Below are 15,861 nucleotides of genomic sequence, written 5' to 3' on the forward strand. Positions count from 1 at the left end.
GACGGGGCCGGCGTCCAGCCATGCAGGCAGGGCGCCAGCCTGCTTGCCGCGCGTCGTGTTCCTGCCTGCACCCAGGGGGGGATCACGGCGTTGCGTTGATCCACCTGGCGACCACCGCGTCAAGGGTAGCCGGCGGGGATTCAATCAAGGGGATGGCGCACGCGCGTACCAGGTCCTTGTCACGGTCGTCTTGCAGATATTCAACCGGTGACTTGCCGTCGACGCGCGCCAGAAGCAAAGCCGGCAGCAGCGCCGCGGTGCGGGCTTCCAGGCCGCTGGCCGGCTCCCACTGCACACGCGCCAGATAGTGGCCGCGCAAGGCCGCGAAGGCGGCGAGATACTCGTCTCGTTGCTGCGGCCGGACCAGGCCCTTGAGCAAGAGATGGTTCAGGCAAAAGGCAAGATCGAAAGCCGGGTCTCCGTACCAGGCGCACTCGGCGTCCAGCAGCACCGGCGAGGAGGGCCCGACCAGAATATTCTTGGGGCTGACGTCGCCATGCACCAGCGCCCAGCGTGAAGCGAGCGTGGTCTGAATCAGTGAATCCAGCTTGCCGGCCAGCGCCGGGTGCTTTCTGCCGGTCTCCACCAGATAGGGTTCCAGCCGCAATGCGTAGAAATTGTCGGTGGTGTCAAAACGGCTGGGCAGGGTGGCATCGGCCGTGCTGGCGCCTTGAATGATGGCCAGCGTGGCGCCTACCGACGCCGCGGTGGCATGGCTGATCTTGCCTTCCAGCAGCTGCGTCTTCCACACCGGGTAGTCGTGGGCAGGCAGAAAGCGCATCGCGAACAGGCCTGCCTTGGCGTCGTGCGCCAGCGGTTCGGGAACGGCGGCGGGGACATGGCGGGCCGCGAACCGCAGCCACTCCCATTCCGACGCATTGCGCGAAATGGGCGCATGCCAGTCGGCCTGCACTTTCAGCTGCGGCAGCGCGCGTTTGATGCAGATGTCGTGCCGGGGGGTGACCACCCGCCAGATATCCGAAGACACCCCTCCGGCCAGCGGGGTCCACTGCGCGGGCTCGCCGGGCTTGCCCAGGCCGGTGCGCAGAAAGAAGTCCAGCAGTGCTGCGTCTGGAGCGGTCATGATGCATTTCCTTGCCACGCGCGGTACTGGGACATGCCCGCGAAGGGGGCGCCGGTCTGTTCTTCGATGCGCAACAGCTGGTTGTATTTGGCCAGGCGGTCGGAGCAACGGACAGAGCCGATCTTGATGTGGCCCGTCGCGCAACCGACGGCAAGGTCCGCAATGAAAGGGTCTTCGGTCTCGCCGGAACGGGCCGAGACGATCGCCGCGTAGCCTGCTCGGCGCGCCCGCGCGATGACGTCCAACGTGCCCGTCAGGGTGCCGTTCTGGTTCAATTTCACCAGCACGCCATTGCCGATGCGGGCCGCAATCCCTTTTTCCAGACGCGCGGCGTTGGTGGTGAAAAGGTCGTCGCCCACAAGCTGGACGCGGGCGCCAAGCTGTTCCGTCAGCGTTTGCCAGTCGCTCCAGGCCTCTTCGTCGAGTCCGTCCTCGATCGAGCAGATCGGGAAGTCGCGGACCCACTCGTCAAACAGGGCGATCATTTCCTGCGCTGTCGCCACGTGCCCTTCACGTGCCAGGTCATACCTGCCGTCGGGCGCATGGAGGGTGCTGGCGGCCACGTCGATGGCGATGCCCATGTCGAGGCCGGGGCGAAAGCCCGCGTGTTCGAACGCCTCGACCATGAACTGCAGGGCTTTGCGGCCGGTTCGAAAGCCCGGGCTCAAACCGCCTTCGTCCGCCAGCAGGGTGGGCAGTCCGCGTTGCGCCATCAACGTCGCGGCGCTGGCGCGCACCTGGGCGACGTGACGGATGGCCTCCTCGATGGAACGGGCCGCCACCGGCACGGCCAGGAAGTCCTGCACATCCATGCCCCGGCTGGCGTGCAGACCGCCGCTGAGGATATTCACCATCGGCATGGGCATCATCGCCTGCGGGTTGCCGGACAGCTCGGCGATGCGTGCATGCAGGGCCTGGCCGGACGTGATGGCAAAGGCTCGGCATAGCGCAAGGGAAACGCCCAGGATGGCATTGGCGCCCAATCGCGACAGGTTGGGCGTGCCATCGGTTGCCCGCAGCAGATGGTCGGCGCCTTCCTGATCCGCCGCGTCAAAGCCTGCCAGCGCGCGCGCAAGTTCGGTATTTACATGATCCACGGCCCTGCGCACACCCAGGCCGGCATGCACCGCGGGATCGCCGTCGCGCAGCTCGTGCGCCTCGGCCGCCCCGGTGGACGCCCCGGAGGGCACGGCGGCGCGTCCGAGCGAGCCGTCCTGCAGTTCGACGTCCACTTCAATGGTGGGACGGCCACGGGAGTCCAGAATCTGTCTGGCGTGTAGGGATCTGATATGGGATTTCATGGCTTCTCCGCGTTGGAAAAGGGTTGATTCACGGCATGGCGCGGGGCGCCGCCGCCAAGCACTCGGACCACTTCTTCGCAGGCGCGGCGGCGAAGTTCGGTGAGCGAGGCGTCGGAAGAAAACGCAACATGAGGCGTCAGGATGACGTTGGGCAGTCTGGCGAGGCGGTCGGGTACGCGGGGCTCGCCATCGAGCACGTCCAGGCCGGCGGCGCCAAGCTGGCCAGTGATCAGTGCCGCCGTGAGCGCGTCGGTGTCGACCAGCCCTCCGCGGCTGACGTTCACCAACAGGGCGCCTGGCCGCATGAGTGCAAGGCGGCGGGCATTGAACAGATGCCGCGTCTCCGGGGTCAGCGGCGCGTGCACGATGACGACGTCGCACGCGGCCAGCAGCGCTTCCAGGGGAACGTTGCTGACGCCATCTTCGACCACCTGGCCGGGCGTGTTGACCACGATGCGGCAGCCCCAGCCCTTCAGCTTGGCCGCGGTGCGCCGGCCAATGCGGCCGTAGCCAACAATACCGACGGCAAGGTCGGACAGACGCCTCAAGCGCGCGGTTTCGGGCTCCCAGTGTCCTTCCCGGATCCGTGCAGAAAACATGCACAGGCCCCGGGTCCAGGCCAGCACCATCGCCAGGGCATGATCCGACACCTCCTCGACGCAATAGTCCGGCACATTGGTGACCCGCACACCGCGGCGGGTGGCCTGGGCGACGTCGATGTTGTCCAGGCCCACCCCCATGCGCGCAATCACCAGCAGTTCCGGGCTGGCGGCAATGGCCTGGGCATTGACCTGGGCCCAGCAGGTCAGGATGGCGGCCGGCCGGTGCAGGGCGGCCAGGCGCGCCACGTCTTGCTCGCTGGGGGGAGAGGAAGGGCCGTGGACCAGTTCGAACCCGGCTGATTCGATGATGTGCCGCTCGATGTCCAGATCGGGCCAGGCGTAGTCCGTCAACAGTACTTTTTTCGGCATTGTGTACCCCCAATGGTGTGCAAGACGCCCGCGCGGCAGGCGTGGCCGGACCGCCATGACCGCGTAGGTGGTCCCTGGTGTTTCCGAGTCAGGTGTCGGCGCGTCTGGTGAGCTGCGCTATCGGTTCGCCGGCTTCATAGCGGCGGATCATGTCTTCGGGATCGAAGATGACGCCGATGGGGTTGCGGCGGAAAGCTTCGCCGTTCATCCAGGCGGTCGCTTCGTCGCTGGTCTCGAAGACGTCGATCTGCAATTCGATGGCATTGCCATCCGGATCGCGGTAGTACATCGACACGGTCGGGCCGTGCACGATCGGGTAGTAGGGCAGAATGTCGATCGCCTTCAGGCGAGTGTAGGTCTGCAGAAGCTGCTCAAGGCTCTGATAAGTGAAGGCGACGTGATAGAAGCCGACGCTGTCCGGCGGCGCCGGATCGATCCAATCGTTCGAGCCCATGAGCGCAATGCGATGATGTTCGTCGTCATAGGTCAGAAAGGTGATCTCGTCTGCGGCAAAGACGACGTGCGCGCCCAGTACCGTGCGGTACCAGTCGACCATTTGGCTCAATCGCCGGGTGCGAAAGACCAGGTGGGCCAACTTGATGGGCGTGACACGTGCCGCGGTGACCGTCGGGCGGGGTTGCAGAGACGGCGGTTCAGAGGTGTTCATTTGGCGGCTCCAATGACGTTTCGCAAAGTCCCAATGCCGGTCACTTCAACTTCCACGGTCTGTCCGGCTTGCATGAACCGTGGCGGATGACGCCGAGCCCCGACGCCCGAGGGCGTGCCCGTTGCGATCACGTCGCCGGGCTCCAGTTGGCAGATCGTTGAGATGTAGTTCAGGAGAAAGCCCAGGTCCCATGCCATCATGTCAAAGCCGCTGTCCTGCATGACTTCGCCGTCCAGCCGTGTCGTCAGATGCATCCGGGAGGGATCGGGAATGTCGTCGGCGGTGACGAGCCACGGCCCCAACGCGCTGCTGGAATCGAAGTTCTTACCCGCGGTGATGCTGTGTTTCTGGAAGTCGCGGGCCGAGCCGTCCATGAAGATGCTGTAGCCGGCGACGTAGTCTTGCCATCGCTCGCGAGGGATGCGCCGCCCGCTGCGGCCGATGACGATGGCGATCTCGCCTTCGTAGTCGTATTGGGTGCTGGGCGCCGGGTAAAGCAACGGCTGGCCATGCCCGACGATGGCCTGCGGGTGTTTGCTGAACAGGACCGGAAACTCGGGTGCGTCCTTGCCGGTTTCGAGTTGGTGCGAGAGGTACGACCAACCCAGGGCAAAGATGCGTGCGTCCAGCCTGGGATTGACCGGCAGGAATTCGATTTCGGACAGCTTGAAGTCGGCGGGCGCCCGTTCGCACAGTCGCTGGGCTTCACCAGTCAGGCCTTGTGCCAGCAGCTCGCGCAGGTCCTGGCAGCGCCCCTGGAATCTTGCCTTCAGGTCGACGAAGCCGTTGTCCACGATGGCGCCGAATGCGATGTGATCGCCGGCTTTCACGGTAGCGAGTTTCATGAGTGTCCTTGTCTTGGCTGAGAAATCAGGTTGGTGCTAACGTTCGCGCCGCGGGCCGCGCCATGGCGTCGTGCGATGCGTTGTCTCAGGCGTGGGCCTTGAAGTCGTGGATAGGCTGGCGGACCTGGATTTTCCAGTCGCCGTCGATGCAGCGCATCTCGTCGATATAGCGTCCGACCACCACTGGACCCGTGAGCGGCGCGTGCAGCGGCGCGATGGCATCGCCATAGACGTGCATGTAGAGCGTGACGTACGAGTCCACGGTGGCAGTCTCGCGGCTATGTACGGTGGTGCGTATATTGCTGATGACGTGCCGCATCACGAAATCGGGCTTGAACCGGGCCAAGCGCTCACGCAACTGGAGGATGCCGCGCACGTCGCCGTCTTGCCGTTTCCACAGGCCATCGGGCGCGAAATAGCGTTCCATTTCGTGATATTGGCCAGCGTCGAAGTGGGCCGTGAAACGCAGAATTGCCGCTTCGCAGCGCATGACGGTGACCCAGTGCTCCAGGGCTTGATCGGTGTGGTCCATGCGTGGTCTCCAGATCAATGACGGCCCAAGCATGGCACTTTTCAGGAAATGGTGCAATCGATAGCATAAATATTCCCCCGGCCGGCCGAGCGCCCGGCGGTATACTCCGTGCCATCGTTGGCAACCAAAAAGACTCGGGCCTCTCATGGCAACAGCGAAAGACATCGCGGCGATGTTGCAGATTTCGGTATCGACAGTGGGGCGGGCGCTCAGCGACGATCCGCGGATCAGCGCAGAGACCAAGCAGCGCGTGTTGCGGGCCGCGGCCGAGCGGGGATACGTGGCCAACCGCGCGGCGCAGATGATGCGCGGCGTGTCCAGCAATCTGGTCGGGCTGCTGCTTCCGGATATCCGCAACGGCTTTTATTCCACCGCGGCGCATGCGCTATCGCAATGCCTGGCCGCTGGCGGCTACCAGCTGATGCTGTGCGAGACGGGGGACGATCGCGTGATCGAGTCGCAGCATCTGCGCGAGTTGTCGAGCGCCCATGCGGCAGGCGTGATCATCGTACCGAGCGCCAAACCCTTGCCCGAGTCGGTGCGCCTGCTGAGCGCCATGCCGCATTGCCAGCTGCTGCGCCGCTATGCCGCGCTGGGCAATCAGTGCTTTGTGATCGACGACGCCAAGGCGATTCACGCCGCGACCCGGCACCTGATGACGCTGGGCCATGAGCGTATCGGCTATATCGGCGGATCGCCCGACCTGTCTACCGGCGCGGCGCGATTGGATGGGTTTCGCGAGGCGCTGCGGGGCTCCCGGGCCGCCGCTTGGGCGCATGAAGAAGTGGGCCCGCCGTCGTCGTGGGAAGTCGGGCGCGGCGCTGTCCACCGCCTGCTCGACTTGCCGGCGCCGCCGACGGCGATCGTGCTGGGATCCGTGCAGATCACGTATGGCGTGCTGGATGCGCTGTGTGCGTACGACAGCGCGGTGCGCCAGCGCTTGTCCGTCGTGGGCTTTGGCGACGAACCAGGGTTTCGCTGGTGGGGGCCGGGCCTGACGACGCTGGCCATGCCCGTGTCCGAATTGGCTACCGCCTGTGGCCTGTGGTTCCTGCACCAGTTAAAGACCCGTGCGACGGGACTGGCACCCTATACCTCGGTGTCGCACGCGGAACTGATTGTGCGCGGCAGCACGCGGGCCATTACTGCGTCTTGAGGGCGCTGGCCGTGCCGTGCGTGTTCGCAGCCGGTTGGGTCAGTTTGCGCCACCACGGCGATCCCGCTTGCGGAGCGGCAATGTCCAGGCGTTCGCCCATTTCGGGGGTGGTCAGCGCCACGCCTTGCGCGGCGGCCAGGGCCGTGATGCGTTCGAAAGGCTCTTGCCAAGCATGCATGGCAAGGTCGAAGGTGCCGTTGTGTATCGGCAGCAGCACGCGGCCGCGCAAGTCCAGGTGGGCCTGCAGGGTTTCTTCGGGCTGCATGTGCACGTACGCCCAGCGCTTGTCGTAGGCGCCGGTTTCCATCAGCGTCAGGTCGAACGGGCCAAAGGCATCGCCGATGGCCTTGAAGCCGTTGAAGTAGCCCGAGTCGCCGCTGAAGAACACGCGCAGGTCGTCATCCTGGATGACCCACGACGCCCACAGGCTGCGGTCGCTGTCGGTCAGGCCGCGGCCCGAGAAATGCTGGGCCGGGGTGGCGGTCAGGCGCAGGTCGTCGACCATGGTGGATTGCCACCAGTCCAGCTGTTCGACCTGCTTGGGGTCGATGCCCCAGGCGATCAACTGGTCGCCCACGCCCAGGGGCGTGATGAAGCGCCCGGTCTTGCCGGCCAGCTGCAGGACGGCGGCGTGGTCGAGATGGTCGTAGTGGTTGTGCGACAGGATCACGCCGGCCAGCGGGGGTAAATCGTCCAGGCTGATGGGCGGCGCATGAAAGCGCGCCGGCCCGGCCCATTGCACCGGCGATGCCCGCTCGGAAAACACCGGGTCGGTGATCCAGTAACGGCCGCGCAGTTTCAGGAGGATGGTGGAATGCCCCAGCCGGTACAGGCTGCGGTCGGGGGCGGCATCCAGGTCGGCGCGGGTCAGGGCGCGTACCGGCACCGGCTGGTCGGGCACCGTGCCGGTGGGCTTGTCGAACAGGAAGGCCCATGTCAGTTTCAGGCCGTTCCACCAGCCCATGGGCGGGCGCGGCGACGGGTTGGTGAAGCGGCCGTCACGGTGCTGGGGGGAGTCGGGGTAGCTGGGGTTGCGGCTGTTGCACAAGGCAAGGCTGGTCAGGGCGGTCACGGCAAGAATTCCTAGCAGGAGAGCGGCAAAAGTGCGCTTCATGGATGGCGTCCAAAATTACACTGAACAGTGTAGTTTCGTTTTTCTGAAAAGTACACTGACCGGTGTAAAATCGTTCACATGCCAGCAACCCGTTCATCCCCGCCCCAGACTCCCCGACGCCTGACCGACCGCAAACGCGAAGCCATCCTGCGCGCCGCGGTCGAGGAATTTCGCAGCGCCGGGTTCGACGCCACCAGCATGGACCGCATTGCCGCGGCGGCGGGCGTGTCCAAGCGCACGGTCTACAACCACTTTCCCAGCAAAGATGAATTGTTCGGGCTGACGCTGGAGCATCTATGGGCAAGCAGCGCCGAAAGCGAAGACATGGCTTATCGGGCGGACCTGCCGCTGGACCAGCAACTGCGCCAGTTGCTGATGCAAAAGCTGGCGTTGCTGGGCGATGCCAGCTTCATTGACCTGGCGCGCGTGGCGATCGCCGAGGTCATTCATTCGCCCGAGCGGGCGCAGGCAATGATCTGCCGCATCGGCGAAAAGGAAACCGGCGTCACCGCATGGATCCGCGCGGCCATGGCCGACGGACGGCTGGTCGAGGTGGATGTGGATTTTGCCGGGCATCAGCTGCAAGGGCTGGTGAAGAGCTTTGCATTCTGGCCGCAGGTGACGCTGGGGCAGCCGCCGCTGGCGTTGGCCGAACGGCAGCGGGTGGCGGATTCGGCGGTGGCGATGTTCTTGGGGTGTTACGCGGTGAAAGCGGGCGCGGCCAATGACCCAACCGCGATCGCGATTTTTCCCTGAAGGCCATTGTTGGGACTTTCCAGCCGTGCGTGCGCTTGCGGAATGTCGGCCAGCGAATAAACGGCACCGACGTGCGGCCGCAGTTGGCCGCGTTCCACCAACGCACGCAACTCATCCAGTTTGCCGCGGTTCTGGCGGGTGAAGACGAAGTGGTAGCTCGCGTTTTTGCCCCAGGCCTGGATGAGGTTTTGCGGCTGGGCAATATCCACGATGCTGACGACGCGGCCAAGCTGCGCCAGGACGTCGGGACTGCGCGCCAAGGTGTTGCCGCCGATGGTGTCGAATACGACATCGACGCCCAGGCCGCCGCTCAGTCGCGTGACGGCGTCCACATAATCTTCCTTTTCATAGTCGATGACCTCATCGGCTCCCATGCGGCGAACGAATTCGAAGTTGGTTTCGCGTGCGGTGGTGTACACCTTGGCGCCAATGGCCTTGGCCAGTTGAATCGCGACGTGGCCGACACCACCGGCGCCGCCGTGAATCAGAACGCTTTCCCCCACTCGCAGCCCGGCGCGCACGACCAGCGCCTCCCAGGCCGTGCCGCCCACCAGGGTCAGGCTTGCCGCTTCAAGATGGCTTAGCGTCGTGGGCTTCTTGCCGACGATGTTTTCGGCTGCGACGTGATATTCGGCATAGCTGCCCGGGCCATCGAAGATCTGGGGGGTGTACCAGACCTCGTCTCCGGGTGAGAACGCCGTCACACCCGGTCCGACCGCTTCGACGATGCCGGATACATCGTGGCCGGTAACGGCGGGCAAGGGCACCAGATCGGGATAGTCCCCGCGGCGGACCTGATAATCCAGCGGATTGATCGATGTGGCCTGAACCTGGACCAGCACTTGTCCCACCTGCGGGGCTGGTTTGGGCACATCGCACAGCGCGAACGATTCCGGGCCGCCAAAGGATTTGAGTATCAATGCTTTCATTGCAATTCCTTATTTCTGGAAAAAGGGATATCGGGAATTCCAGATGTTTAACTGTAAATAGAGATATCGAGATTTATCGATACTGTGGGGAAAAAAATGGTTGCGATTGAACGATCAGAGCTCTTGGCCGATGACGCCGGCCAGCGCACGAATGGTGGCTTCGTTGCGCTTGTAGTAGGTCCACTGACCGATACGCCTGACTTCGACCAAGCCGGCGCGTTGCAGCGTGGCCAGGTAATCGGACACGGTGGACTGCGACAGCCCGACGCCTTCCTGGATGCTGCTGACGCAGACACCGACCACATCGACATCCCCTTCGTCCTGCGCGGGGAAGTGTTTGGCGGGGTCTTTCAAGCCTTTCAGAATTTCAAGGCGTGTGCGGTTCGAGAGGGCTTTGAAGATTTCGAGCAGATCCATGATGTGATGATATCGAGATTTACCGATATGTCAATACAGGGGGAGCGGCGAGGACTGAGACTGCCGGGGTTCTGCATTTCCCGTTCAACTGTCCGCGCCAATGGGTCTACGGCGTGCCCGGCGGCCCGTCTGGCAAGAACTCGTCGTTGGCACGGGCAAATCTCTCGATCAGGAAATCCAGCAGCCGTCTCACCCGCGGCGCCATGTAGCGGGTGCCGTGAAACACGGCGTGCACACCCGATTCGGCGACGCAGTATTGCGGCAGTACGGCGTGCAGGCGCCCCGCGCGCAGGTCGTCGGCGGCGTCCCAGATGGTTTTGCGGGCAATGCCGCGGCCGGCCAGGGCCCAGTTGCGGGCCAGCGCGCCATCGTTGGTTTCCCAGGCGCGTTCCAGCGGTACGGTAATGCTTTGGCGCTGGCCGTCGCGGGCGAAGTGGAACTGGTTCAGGGGGCCGGCGGCGGTGACCAGCACGATGAAGTCGTGGTCGGCCAGGTCGGCGGGCGTGCGGGGCTGGCCTCGCTTGGCCAGGTACTCGGGCGATGCGCACAGCACGCGCCAGTTGGGCGCCAGGTAGCGGGCGACCAGCGAGCCGTCCTGGGGTTGCCCGAAGCGAATGGCCAGGTCGATGTCGTCCTGCAGCAGGTTGGACAGCGAGTCGGACAGGGTCAGCGCGATCTTCAGGTCGGGGTGGGCGGCGCTGAATTCGTCGAGCCAGGTGCTGAGCAGGTGGCGGCCGAAGTCGGCGGACGCCGACAGCCGCAGCTTGCCGCGCACGCTGTGCTGGCCGGCTTGCAGGGCGGCTTCGGCGTCATCGATGGCGCGCAGCGCGACTTCGCAATGGGCCAGGTAGACGCGGCCCTCTTCGGTCAGGCGCAGCTGACGTGTGCTGCGGTGAAACAGCTTGGCGTGCAGCGCGGTTTCCAGCTTGATGAGGCGGGCGCTGGCCGCGGCCGCCGACAGGCCGAGCTTGCGGCCGGCGGCAGAGAGGCTGCCCAGAGCCGCTGCCTGCGCGAACAAACGCATGTCACCGAGTCGATCCGTTGCCATCTTGAATCTGGATTTGAAATTTATTCAAATTCTAGGCCAATTATCAAATTCAATAATGGGTAGCAGACTGGCGTCTCTTCAATCCAGGGCCTTGGCCCACGATGCAAGGGAAGCCAACAATGCGTCAAACCTCTTCTTCCGCGGCGGTGTCCGATCGCGTGCCGGATGCCCGTATGCCGGATGCCCGTACGCCGGCTGCCCTGATATCGGCTGCCCATGTACCGGCTGCCCATGTACCGGCTGCGGCGACGCCTGCCTACAGGCAACCCGCCGCGTCAGTCAGCCTGCCCATGGCGGCGCTGTTGGCGCTGACGATGTGCAGTTTCATCGCGACCGCCAACGAGACCGTGCCGGCCGGCCTGTTGCCGCAAATTGCGGACGGCTTCGGGGTGTCCGAGGCCTGGGCCGGACAACTGGTGACGTTGTGCGCGCTGGGGTCGGGTCTTGCTGCGATTCCGCTGACGCTGCTGTTGCGGGGCTGTCGGCGACGCGTGGCGCTGTTGCTGGCGATAGGCGGGTTCTTTGCCTGCAATGCGGTGACGGCGTGGTCGCCCTTTTACGGCTTGACGCTGGCGGCGCGTTTCCTGGTGGGCGTGGCGACGGGCCTGGCATGGAGTCTTCTGGCGGGTTATGCGCGGCGCATGGTGCCGCCCGCGCAGCAGGGGCGGGCCATGGCGGTGGCGATGGTGGGGATTCCGCTGGCGCTGTCGCTGGGGGTGCCGCTGGCGGCGTGGCTGGGCGGCATCGTGGGGTGGCGCGGCATCTTCGGCATCTTGTCGGGCCTGAGCCTGGCGCTGATGGCGTGGGTGTGGTTGAAGGTGCCCGATTACCCCGGCCAGGCCGAGGCGCGGCGCGTGCCGATGCGGCAGGTCTGGACGACGCCGGGCGTGCGGCCCGTGCTGTTCGTGATCCTGGCGTGGATTCTGGCGCACTACACGCTGTACACGTATGTCGCGCCGTTCATGGCGTCGCTGGGAATGGCGGGGCAGGTGGACGTGGCGTTGCTGGTGTTCGGCGTGGCGTCGTTGGCGGGCATCTGGATCACCGGGCTGATGGTGGACCGCTGGCTGCGGGCGCTGGTGCTGGTCAGTCTGGCCGCGTTTGCCGTGGTGGCATTGGTGCTGGGTCAGGGCCAGGTGCAGACGCCCTGGGTGTTTGTGGGCGTGGCCGTGTGGGGCCTGAGTTTCAGCGGCGCGCCGACACTGTTGCAGACGGCCTTGGCCGACGCGGCGGGCGACGGGGCAGAGGTGGCGCAGTCGATGCTGGTGACGGTGTTCAACGTGGCGTTCGCGGCCAGCGGGGTGCTGGGCGGGGTGCTGTTGGAAACGACGGGGGCGGGCGCGTTGCCGCGGGTGGTGGCGGCGTTGCTGGTGGTGGGGCTACTGGCGGCGGGGGCGGCGCGGACGCATGGGTTCAAGCCGGGGCGGCGCGTGTCGCGGCAGTGAAGTCGAGGCAGTGAAGTCGGGGCAGTGAAACGGGAGCAATGAATCGGCAGCAGTGAATCGGCAGCAATGAATCGGGAGCAATGAATCGGCAGCAATGAATTCGAGGCAATGAAGGGATGGCAGTGAATCTGCGACATTGACTTGCGGCAATCACGGACAGCGCACGAGGGGGCGTCGCGGTACAGTTGGCACCGTGGGCGGCAACGATGCCGCCGGTGCTTTTTCCGGATGATTGCCGTGAATGCTTCGTGTGCCTTGTCCCGATTCGTTGCGGTCTGTGCGACCGGTTTGGCGTTGACGTCGCCGTTGCCCACGCAGGCGCAAAACAAGCCCGCGGCGTCGGCAACGGCTGGCACGGGCGCAGCAAGCGCCGGCGTCGCCCCCATTTCCTTGCCTGCCGCCGGTACGATCGAAGTCGGCTTTTCCCCCGACCAAGGCGCCGAAACGCTGGTGCTGCGCGTGATCGATTCGGCCAGGACCGAGCTCAACGTGATGGCCTACAGCTTTTCCAGCAAACGCGTGACAGAAGCGCTGGTGCGCGCGGCCCAGCGCGGCGTCACGGTGTCGCTGCTGGCCGACCACAAGCGCAATCTGGTCACGGACCGCAGCGGCGAATCCCGCAATGCGCTGGAAACGCTGGCCGAGGCCGGCGTGAACGTGCGCATCGTGTCGGCCTTCAAGCTGCATCACGACAAGGTGCTGATCGCCGACAAGCAGACCGTGGAACTGGGCAGCTTCAATTTCGCCAATTCCGCGGCGCACGAAAATTCCGAGAACGCACTGGTGAACTGGAACAACCCGGCTTTGGCCAAGGCGTACCTGGCGCATTTCGAGCGCAATTGGGCGCTGTCGCAGCCGTTCCGTTCGGCGGATTGACCGGCCGCGCGACGGCTGTACAAGCGGTCGGGCCAGGTCGGCGCTCAGCCCGGCGTGGCCGGCATGTCCAACGCGGTGAAGGTTTCGCGCACGCATTCGGCCATGCGCCGGGCCAGCGTATTGACCGGGTGGTGATCCGACGTGACCGCGTAGCTGTGGAATTCGACCTTTTCTGAAAACGGGATCTCGCGCAGGTCCGGGATGGCGAGCGCGCGCGGCACCACGGGATTGACGATGGAGATGCCCAGGCCTTTGCTGACCATGGTGCAGATGGTGGTGGCGTAAGGCGTTTCGATCGACAGGATGCGGGCGTCGTCGGGAAAGTAGCGGTCGATGGCGGCGCGGTTGAAGCTGCCTGCGGGCAACGAGATGAAGTTCTCGTCGTGAAAGTCGGCTGGGGTCAGCAAGGCTTTGGCGGCCAGCGGATGCGCGGCGGGCACGATGCCGGCGCCGTGGGCGGTGTTGATGCGTTCGTAATGCAGGCCGGGCAGGTCGGTGTGCAGCGAGCAAAAGCCAATGTCGCAAACGCCCGTGGCCAGCCATTTGGCGACGACATCTGACCCGCCGGTGTTGACCACGACGGGGATGTCGGAAAACTTTTGGCGGAACAGCCGGATGGCGTCGGGCAGCACGCATTGGGTGATGGACCCCACGGCGCCCACGCGCAGCAAGCCGGTGCCGCGGCGGCGGATCGAACTGGCGCTGTCGTTCAGCGATTCCAGGCCGATGAAAGCGCGTTCGACGTCGGCATAGAAGGCCTCGGCCTCGGGGGTGGGAATGATGCGGGTGCCCACGCGCTGGAACAGCACGAAACCCAACGTTTTCTCGAGCAGGGCGATCCAGCGGCTGACGTTCGGCTGCGAGGTGTGCAACAGGCCGGCCGCGGTGGTCATCGAGCGCGTCATCATGACGGCGCGAAAGGCCTCGACTTGCTTGAAATTCATGGACGGAAATCCTGGCGGGGCGAATCGGAACCCAGCCGCTTGCGTCAGACGGCGCCTGGGCGCATGGGCATCTGCCGACCCCGGGGCGGCAGGCGGTTCAAATCATATCATTTTTGTATGAGTAGTCGTAAGAATCTGATTTGACGTATGAATTGGCCCGGCGAGAGACTACGGTTTTCCCTGTTTCCTCCGGACCCGATATGGAATCGAAAGTCAGTACGCGCTTGAAGCAACCCCTGGCCAAAGAGGTGCTGCAGCACCTTTTCCTGCCGCGCCTGAATCGGGAGTTCTTCGCCAATTTCGAGATGCTGACCCAGGTGAACCTGGCGCATCTGCTGATGCTGCACGAGCAGGGCATCCTGGACCATGACGCCTCGCAGCGCCTGGCGCAGGCGCTGCTGGTGATGCAGGCCGAAGGCCCCCATGTGGTCGAGCTGGACGCGGCGCGCGAAGAGGCCTATTTCAACTACGAGGCGCACCTGATCAAGGCGGTGGGGCAGGAATTGGGCGGCCGCCTGCACACGGCCCGCAGCCGCAACGACATCGGCGCCACCATCGACCGCATCCGCGCACGAGATTTCGCGGCCCGCATCGGCGCCGCCCTGATCGGCGTGTCGCAGGCGGCCTTGGCGCAGGCCGAGCGTTATGCGGACTGTGTCATGCCCGGCTACACGCACATGCAGGCGGCGCAGCCGATCACCTATGGCTATTACCTGTCGGCGCTGGTGGACGCCTGGTCGCGCGATATCGGCCGGCTGGCGCACGCGCTGGAAACGGCGGATGCCTCGCCGCTGGGCGCCTGCGCGCTGGCGGGCACGTCGTTTCCCATCGACCGTGACACGACCAGCGCGCTGCTGGGGTTCAGCGGCCCGCTGGCCAACGCGCTGGACAGCGTGGCGTCGCGCGATTTCGCGCTGGAACTGAGCGCGACGCTGTCGATCATGATGATCACGTGCAGCCGCATGGTGCAGGACTTCTACATCTGGTCCACGCCCGAATTCGGCTACCTGACGTTCCCGGACAGTATTGCCAGCACGTCCAGCATCATGCCGCAGAAGAAGAACCCCGCGGTGCTGGAATACCTGCGCGGCAAGACGGGCCACCTGATCGGGCTGACCTCGGCGGCGCTGTCGACGGTGAAGTCGACCCATTTCACGCATTCGGGCGACAGCAGCCGCGAAAGCACGCGTACGTGCTGGGAGTCTTGCGAGGAAGCGCTGAAGGCGCTGGAACTGATGCAACTGCTGGTCGAGCAGGTGGCGCCCAACCGCGACCGCATGGCCGCACGTGCGGCGGACGACTTTTCCACGGTGACGGACCTGGCCGACCTGCTGGTGCGGCGCGCGGATGCGTCGTTTCGCGACGCCCACCACATCATCGGCGCGGTGGTGCGGCAGGCGCTGGAAGCGGGCCTGCCGGCGCGCGCCATCACGCCAGCCATGATCACGTCGGCGGCGGCCGAGCAGTTGGGGCGCCCGGTGACGCTGGACGAGGCGGACATCGCCGCCTGCCTGGACCCGGCGCGCAACGTGGCGGCACGCCAGTCGCTGGGCGGGCCGGCGCCGCAGTCGGTGCGGGCGCACCTGGCCGAGCAGCGCGCACGGCTGGCGTTGCAGCAGGCGGCGATCGACACGGCGCAGCAACGGGCGGCCGATGCTCAGGGCGCGTTGCAGCGCCAGGCCGTAGCGTTGGCGGCCGCGGAAACGGCGCCGGCGTAGCGATCCTGTCAGACACGCCGCCTGATCGCGGCAGATTCACATCGATTCAACACACGGC

The 15,861-nt window shown here is 65.2% G+C and carries 16 protein-coding genes; 5 read left to right on the plus strand and 11 right to left on the minus strand.

Features of this window, described 5'->3' with window-relative positions:
• Nucleotides 1-82: 82 nt before the first annotated feature.
• From AC3WMR_RS08920 to AC3WMR_RS08945, 6 genes are all read right to left on the minus strand, one after another.
• Nucleotides 83-1,084 carry a phosphotransferase family protein gene (locus AC3WMR_RS08920; protein ID WP_492266406.1) on the minus strand — a complete coding sequence of 334 codons (1,002 nt, stop codon included), beginning with the start codon at nt 1,082-1,084 and terminating at the stop codon, nt 83-85.
• Nucleotides 1,081-2,385 (minus strand): phosphopyruvate hydratase, encoded by a 1,305-nt coding sequence (gene eno, locus AC3WMR_RS08925; protein ID WP_492266407.1) that lies wholly within the window; start codon nt 2,383-2,385, stop codon nt 1,081-1,083. The genes AC3WMR_RS08920 and eno overlap by 4 nt, the downstream gene beginning before the upstream one ends.
• The gene (locus AC3WMR_RS08930; protein WP_492266408.1) at nt 2,382-3,356 is read right to left on the minus strand and encodes a C-terminal binding protein; all 975 of its coding nucleotides are present in this window, start codon (nt 3,354-3,356) and stop codon (nt 2,382-2,384) included. Before AC3WMR_RS08930 ends, eno begins: the two co-directional genes overlap by 4 nt.
• Nucleotides 3,357-3,444: 88 nt before the next feature.
• Complete coding sequence (locus AC3WMR_RS08935; protein WP_492266409.1) at nt 3,445-4,023, minus strand: VOC family protein; 579 nt, start codon at nt 4,021-4,023, stop codon at nt 3,445-3,447.
• The gene (locus tag AC3WMR_RS08940; RefSeq protein ID WP_492266410.1) at nt 4,020-4,868 is read right to left on the minus strand and encodes a fumarylacetoacetate hydrolase family protein; all 849 of its coding nucleotides are present in this window, start codon (nt 4,866-4,868) and stop codon (nt 4,020-4,022) included. The genes AC3WMR_RS08935 and AC3WMR_RS08940 overlap by 4 nt, the downstream gene beginning before the upstream one ends.
• Before the next feature lie 85 nt (nt 4,869-4,953).
• A complete protein-coding gene (locus tag AC3WMR_RS08945; RefSeq protein ID WP_492266411.1) occupies nt 4,954-5,400 on the minus strand; it encodes a nuclear transport factor 2 family protein in 447 nt (148 codons plus the stop codon).
• Nucleotides 5,401-5,545: 145 nt separating this feature from the next.
• On the opposite strand from AC3WMR_RS08945, the gene AC3WMR_RS08950 reads away from it, so the two are divergent.
• Complete coding sequence (locus tag AC3WMR_RS08950; protein ID WP_492266412.1) at nt 5,546-6,556, plus strand: LacI family DNA-binding transcriptional regulator; 1,011 nt, start codon at nt 5,546-5,548, stop codon at nt 6,554-6,556.
• On the opposite strand, the gene AC3WMR_RS08955 is transcribed toward AC3WMR_RS08950, so the two are convergent.
• Nucleotides 6,543-7,670 carry an MBL fold metallo-hydrolase gene (locus tag AC3WMR_RS08955; RefSeq protein WP_492266413.1) on the minus strand — a complete coding sequence of 376 codons (1,128 nt, stop codon included), beginning with the start codon at nt 7,668-7,670 and terminating at the stop codon, nt 6,543-6,545. The genes AC3WMR_RS08950 and AC3WMR_RS08955 overlap by 14 nt on opposite strands.
• 78 nt (nt 7,671-7,748) lie before the next feature.
• Between AC3WMR_RS08955 and AC3WMR_RS08960 the strand changes: the two genes are divergently transcribed.
• A complete protein-coding gene (locus AC3WMR_RS08960; RefSeq protein WP_175192179.1) occupies nt 7,749-8,426 on the plus strand; it encodes a TetR/AcrR family transcriptional regulator in 678 nt (225 codons plus the stop codon).
• On the opposite strand, the gene AC3WMR_RS08965 is transcribed toward AC3WMR_RS08960, so the two are convergent.
• The 3 genes from AC3WMR_RS08965 to AC3WMR_RS08975 form a co-directional block, all read right to left on the minus strand.
• A complete protein-coding gene (locus AC3WMR_RS08965) occupies nt 8,369-9,355 on the minus strand; it encodes a zinc-dependent alcohol dehydrogenase family protein (protein WP_492266414.1) in 987 nt (328 codons plus the stop codon). The two genes, AC3WMR_RS08960 and AC3WMR_RS08965, sit on opposite strands and share 58 nt — an antisense overlap.
• A gap of 114 nt (nt 9,356-9,469) precedes the next feature.
• On the minus strand, nt 9,470-9,772 hold the full coding sequence (locus tag AC3WMR_RS08970; RefSeq protein WP_492266415.1) for an ArsR/SmtB family transcription factor: 303 nt from the start codon (nt 9,770-9,772) through the stop codon (nt 9,470-9,472).
• A gap of 106 nt (nt 9,773-9,878) precedes the next feature.
• Entirely contained in the window at nt 9,879-10,820 is a 942-nt protein-coding gene (locus AC3WMR_RS08975; protein ID WP_492266416.1) for a LysR family transcriptional regulator, read from the minus strand.
• 290 nt (nt 10,821-11,110) lie between these two features.
• On the opposite strand from AC3WMR_RS08975, the gene AC3WMR_RS08980 reads away from it, so the two are divergent.
• Both AC3WMR_RS08980 and AC3WMR_RS08985 read left to right on the plus strand, forming a co-directional pair.
• A complete protein-coding gene (locus AC3WMR_RS08980; protein WP_492266489.1) occupies nt 11,111-12,265 on the plus strand; it encodes an MFS transporter in 1,155 nt (384 codons plus the stop codon).
• Between the two features lie 255 nt (nt 12,266-12,520).
• On the plus strand, nt 12,521-13,141 hold the full coding sequence (locus AC3WMR_RS08985) for a phospholipase D family nuclease (RefSeq protein WP_492266417.1): 621 nt from the start codon (nt 12,521-12,523) through the stop codon (nt 13,139-13,141).
• A gap of 44 nt (nt 13,142-13,185) precedes the next feature.
• On the opposite strand, the gene AC3WMR_RS08990 is transcribed toward AC3WMR_RS08985, so the two are convergent.
• Nucleotides 13,186-14,085, minus strand: coding sequence for a LysR substrate-binding domain-containing protein (locus AC3WMR_RS08990; RefSeq protein WP_175192186.1), 900 nt, complete (start codon nt 14,083-14,085; stop codon nt 13,186-13,188).
• A 200-nt stretch (nt 14,086-14,285) separates the two neighbouring features.
• Between AC3WMR_RS08990 and argH the strand changes: the two genes are divergently transcribed.
• The gene (argH, locus tag AC3WMR_RS08995; RefSeq protein WP_492266418.1) at nt 14,286-15,803 is read left to right on the plus strand and encodes an argininosuccinate lyase; all 1,518 of its coding nucleotides are present in this window, start codon (nt 14,286-14,288) and stop codon (nt 15,801-15,803) included.
• Nucleotides 15,804-15,861 lie beyond the last annotated feature (58 nt).

It is taken from the genome of Achromobacter sp. FW305-C-28 (genome assembly GCF_058783235.1).

Bases quoted from the DNA above. Each gene is read 5' to 3' on its own strand.
- AC3WMR_RS08940 (WP_492266410.1), bottom strand. From the start codon at position 4,868: ATGAAACTCGCTACCGTGAAAGCCGGCGATCACATCGCATTCGGCGCC.
- AC3WMR_RS08950 (WP_492266412.1), top strand. From the start codon at position 5,546: ATGGCAACAGCGAAAGACATCGCGGCGATGTTGCAGATTTCGGTATCG.
- AC3WMR_RS08955 (WP_492266413.1), bottom strand. From the start codon at position 7,670: ATGAAGCGCACTTTTGCCGCTCTCCTGCTAGGAATTCTTGCCGTGACC.
- AC3WMR_RS08930 (WP_492266408.1), bottom strand. From the start codon at position 3,356: ATGCCGAAAAAAGTACTGTTGACGGACTACGCCTGGCCCGATCTGGAC.
- AC3WMR_RS08935 (WP_492266409.1), bottom strand. From the start codon at position 4,023: ATGAACACCTCTGAACCGCCGTCTCTGCAACCCCGCCCGACGGTCACC.
- AC3WMR_RS08920 (WP_492266406.1), bottom strand. From the start codon at position 1,084: ATGACCGCTCCAGACGCAGCACTGCTGGACTTCTTTCTGCGCACCGGC.
- AC3WMR_RS08980 (WP_492266489.1), top strand. From the start codon at position 11,111: ATGGCGGCGCTGTTGGCGCTGACGATGTGCAGTTTCATCGCGACCGCC.
- AC3WMR_RS08990 (WP_175192186.1), bottom strand. From the start codon at position 14,085: ATGAATTTCAAGCAAGTCGAGGCCTTTCGCGCCGTCATGATGACGCGC.
- AC3WMR_RS08975 (WP_492266416.1), bottom strand. From the start codon at position 10,820: ATGGCAACGGATCGACTCGGTGACATGCGTTTGTTCGCGCAGGCAGCG.
- AC3WMR_RS08965 (WP_492266414.1), bottom strand. From the start codon at position 9,355: ATGAAAGCATTGATACTCAAATCCTTTGGCGGCCCGGAATCGTTCGCG.
- eno (WP_492266407.1), bottom strand. From the start codon at position 2,385: ATGAAATCCCATATCAGATCCCTACACGCCAGACAGATTCTGGACTCC.
- AC3WMR_RS08945 (WP_492266411.1), bottom strand. From the start codon at position 5,400: ATGGACCACACCGATCAAGCCCTGGAGCACTGGGTCACCGTCATGCGC.
- argH (WP_492266418.1), top strand. From the start codon at position 14,286: ATGGAATCGAAAGTCAGTACGCGCTTGAAGCAACCCCTGGCCAAAGAG.
- AC3WMR_RS08970 (WP_492266415.1), bottom strand. From the start codon at position 9,772: ATGGATCTGCTCGAAATCTTCAAAGCCCTCTCGAACCGCACACGCCTT.
- AC3WMR_RS08960 (WP_175192179.1), top strand. From the start codon at position 7,749: ATGCCAGCAACCCGTTCATCCCCGCCCCAGACTCCCCGACGCCTGACC.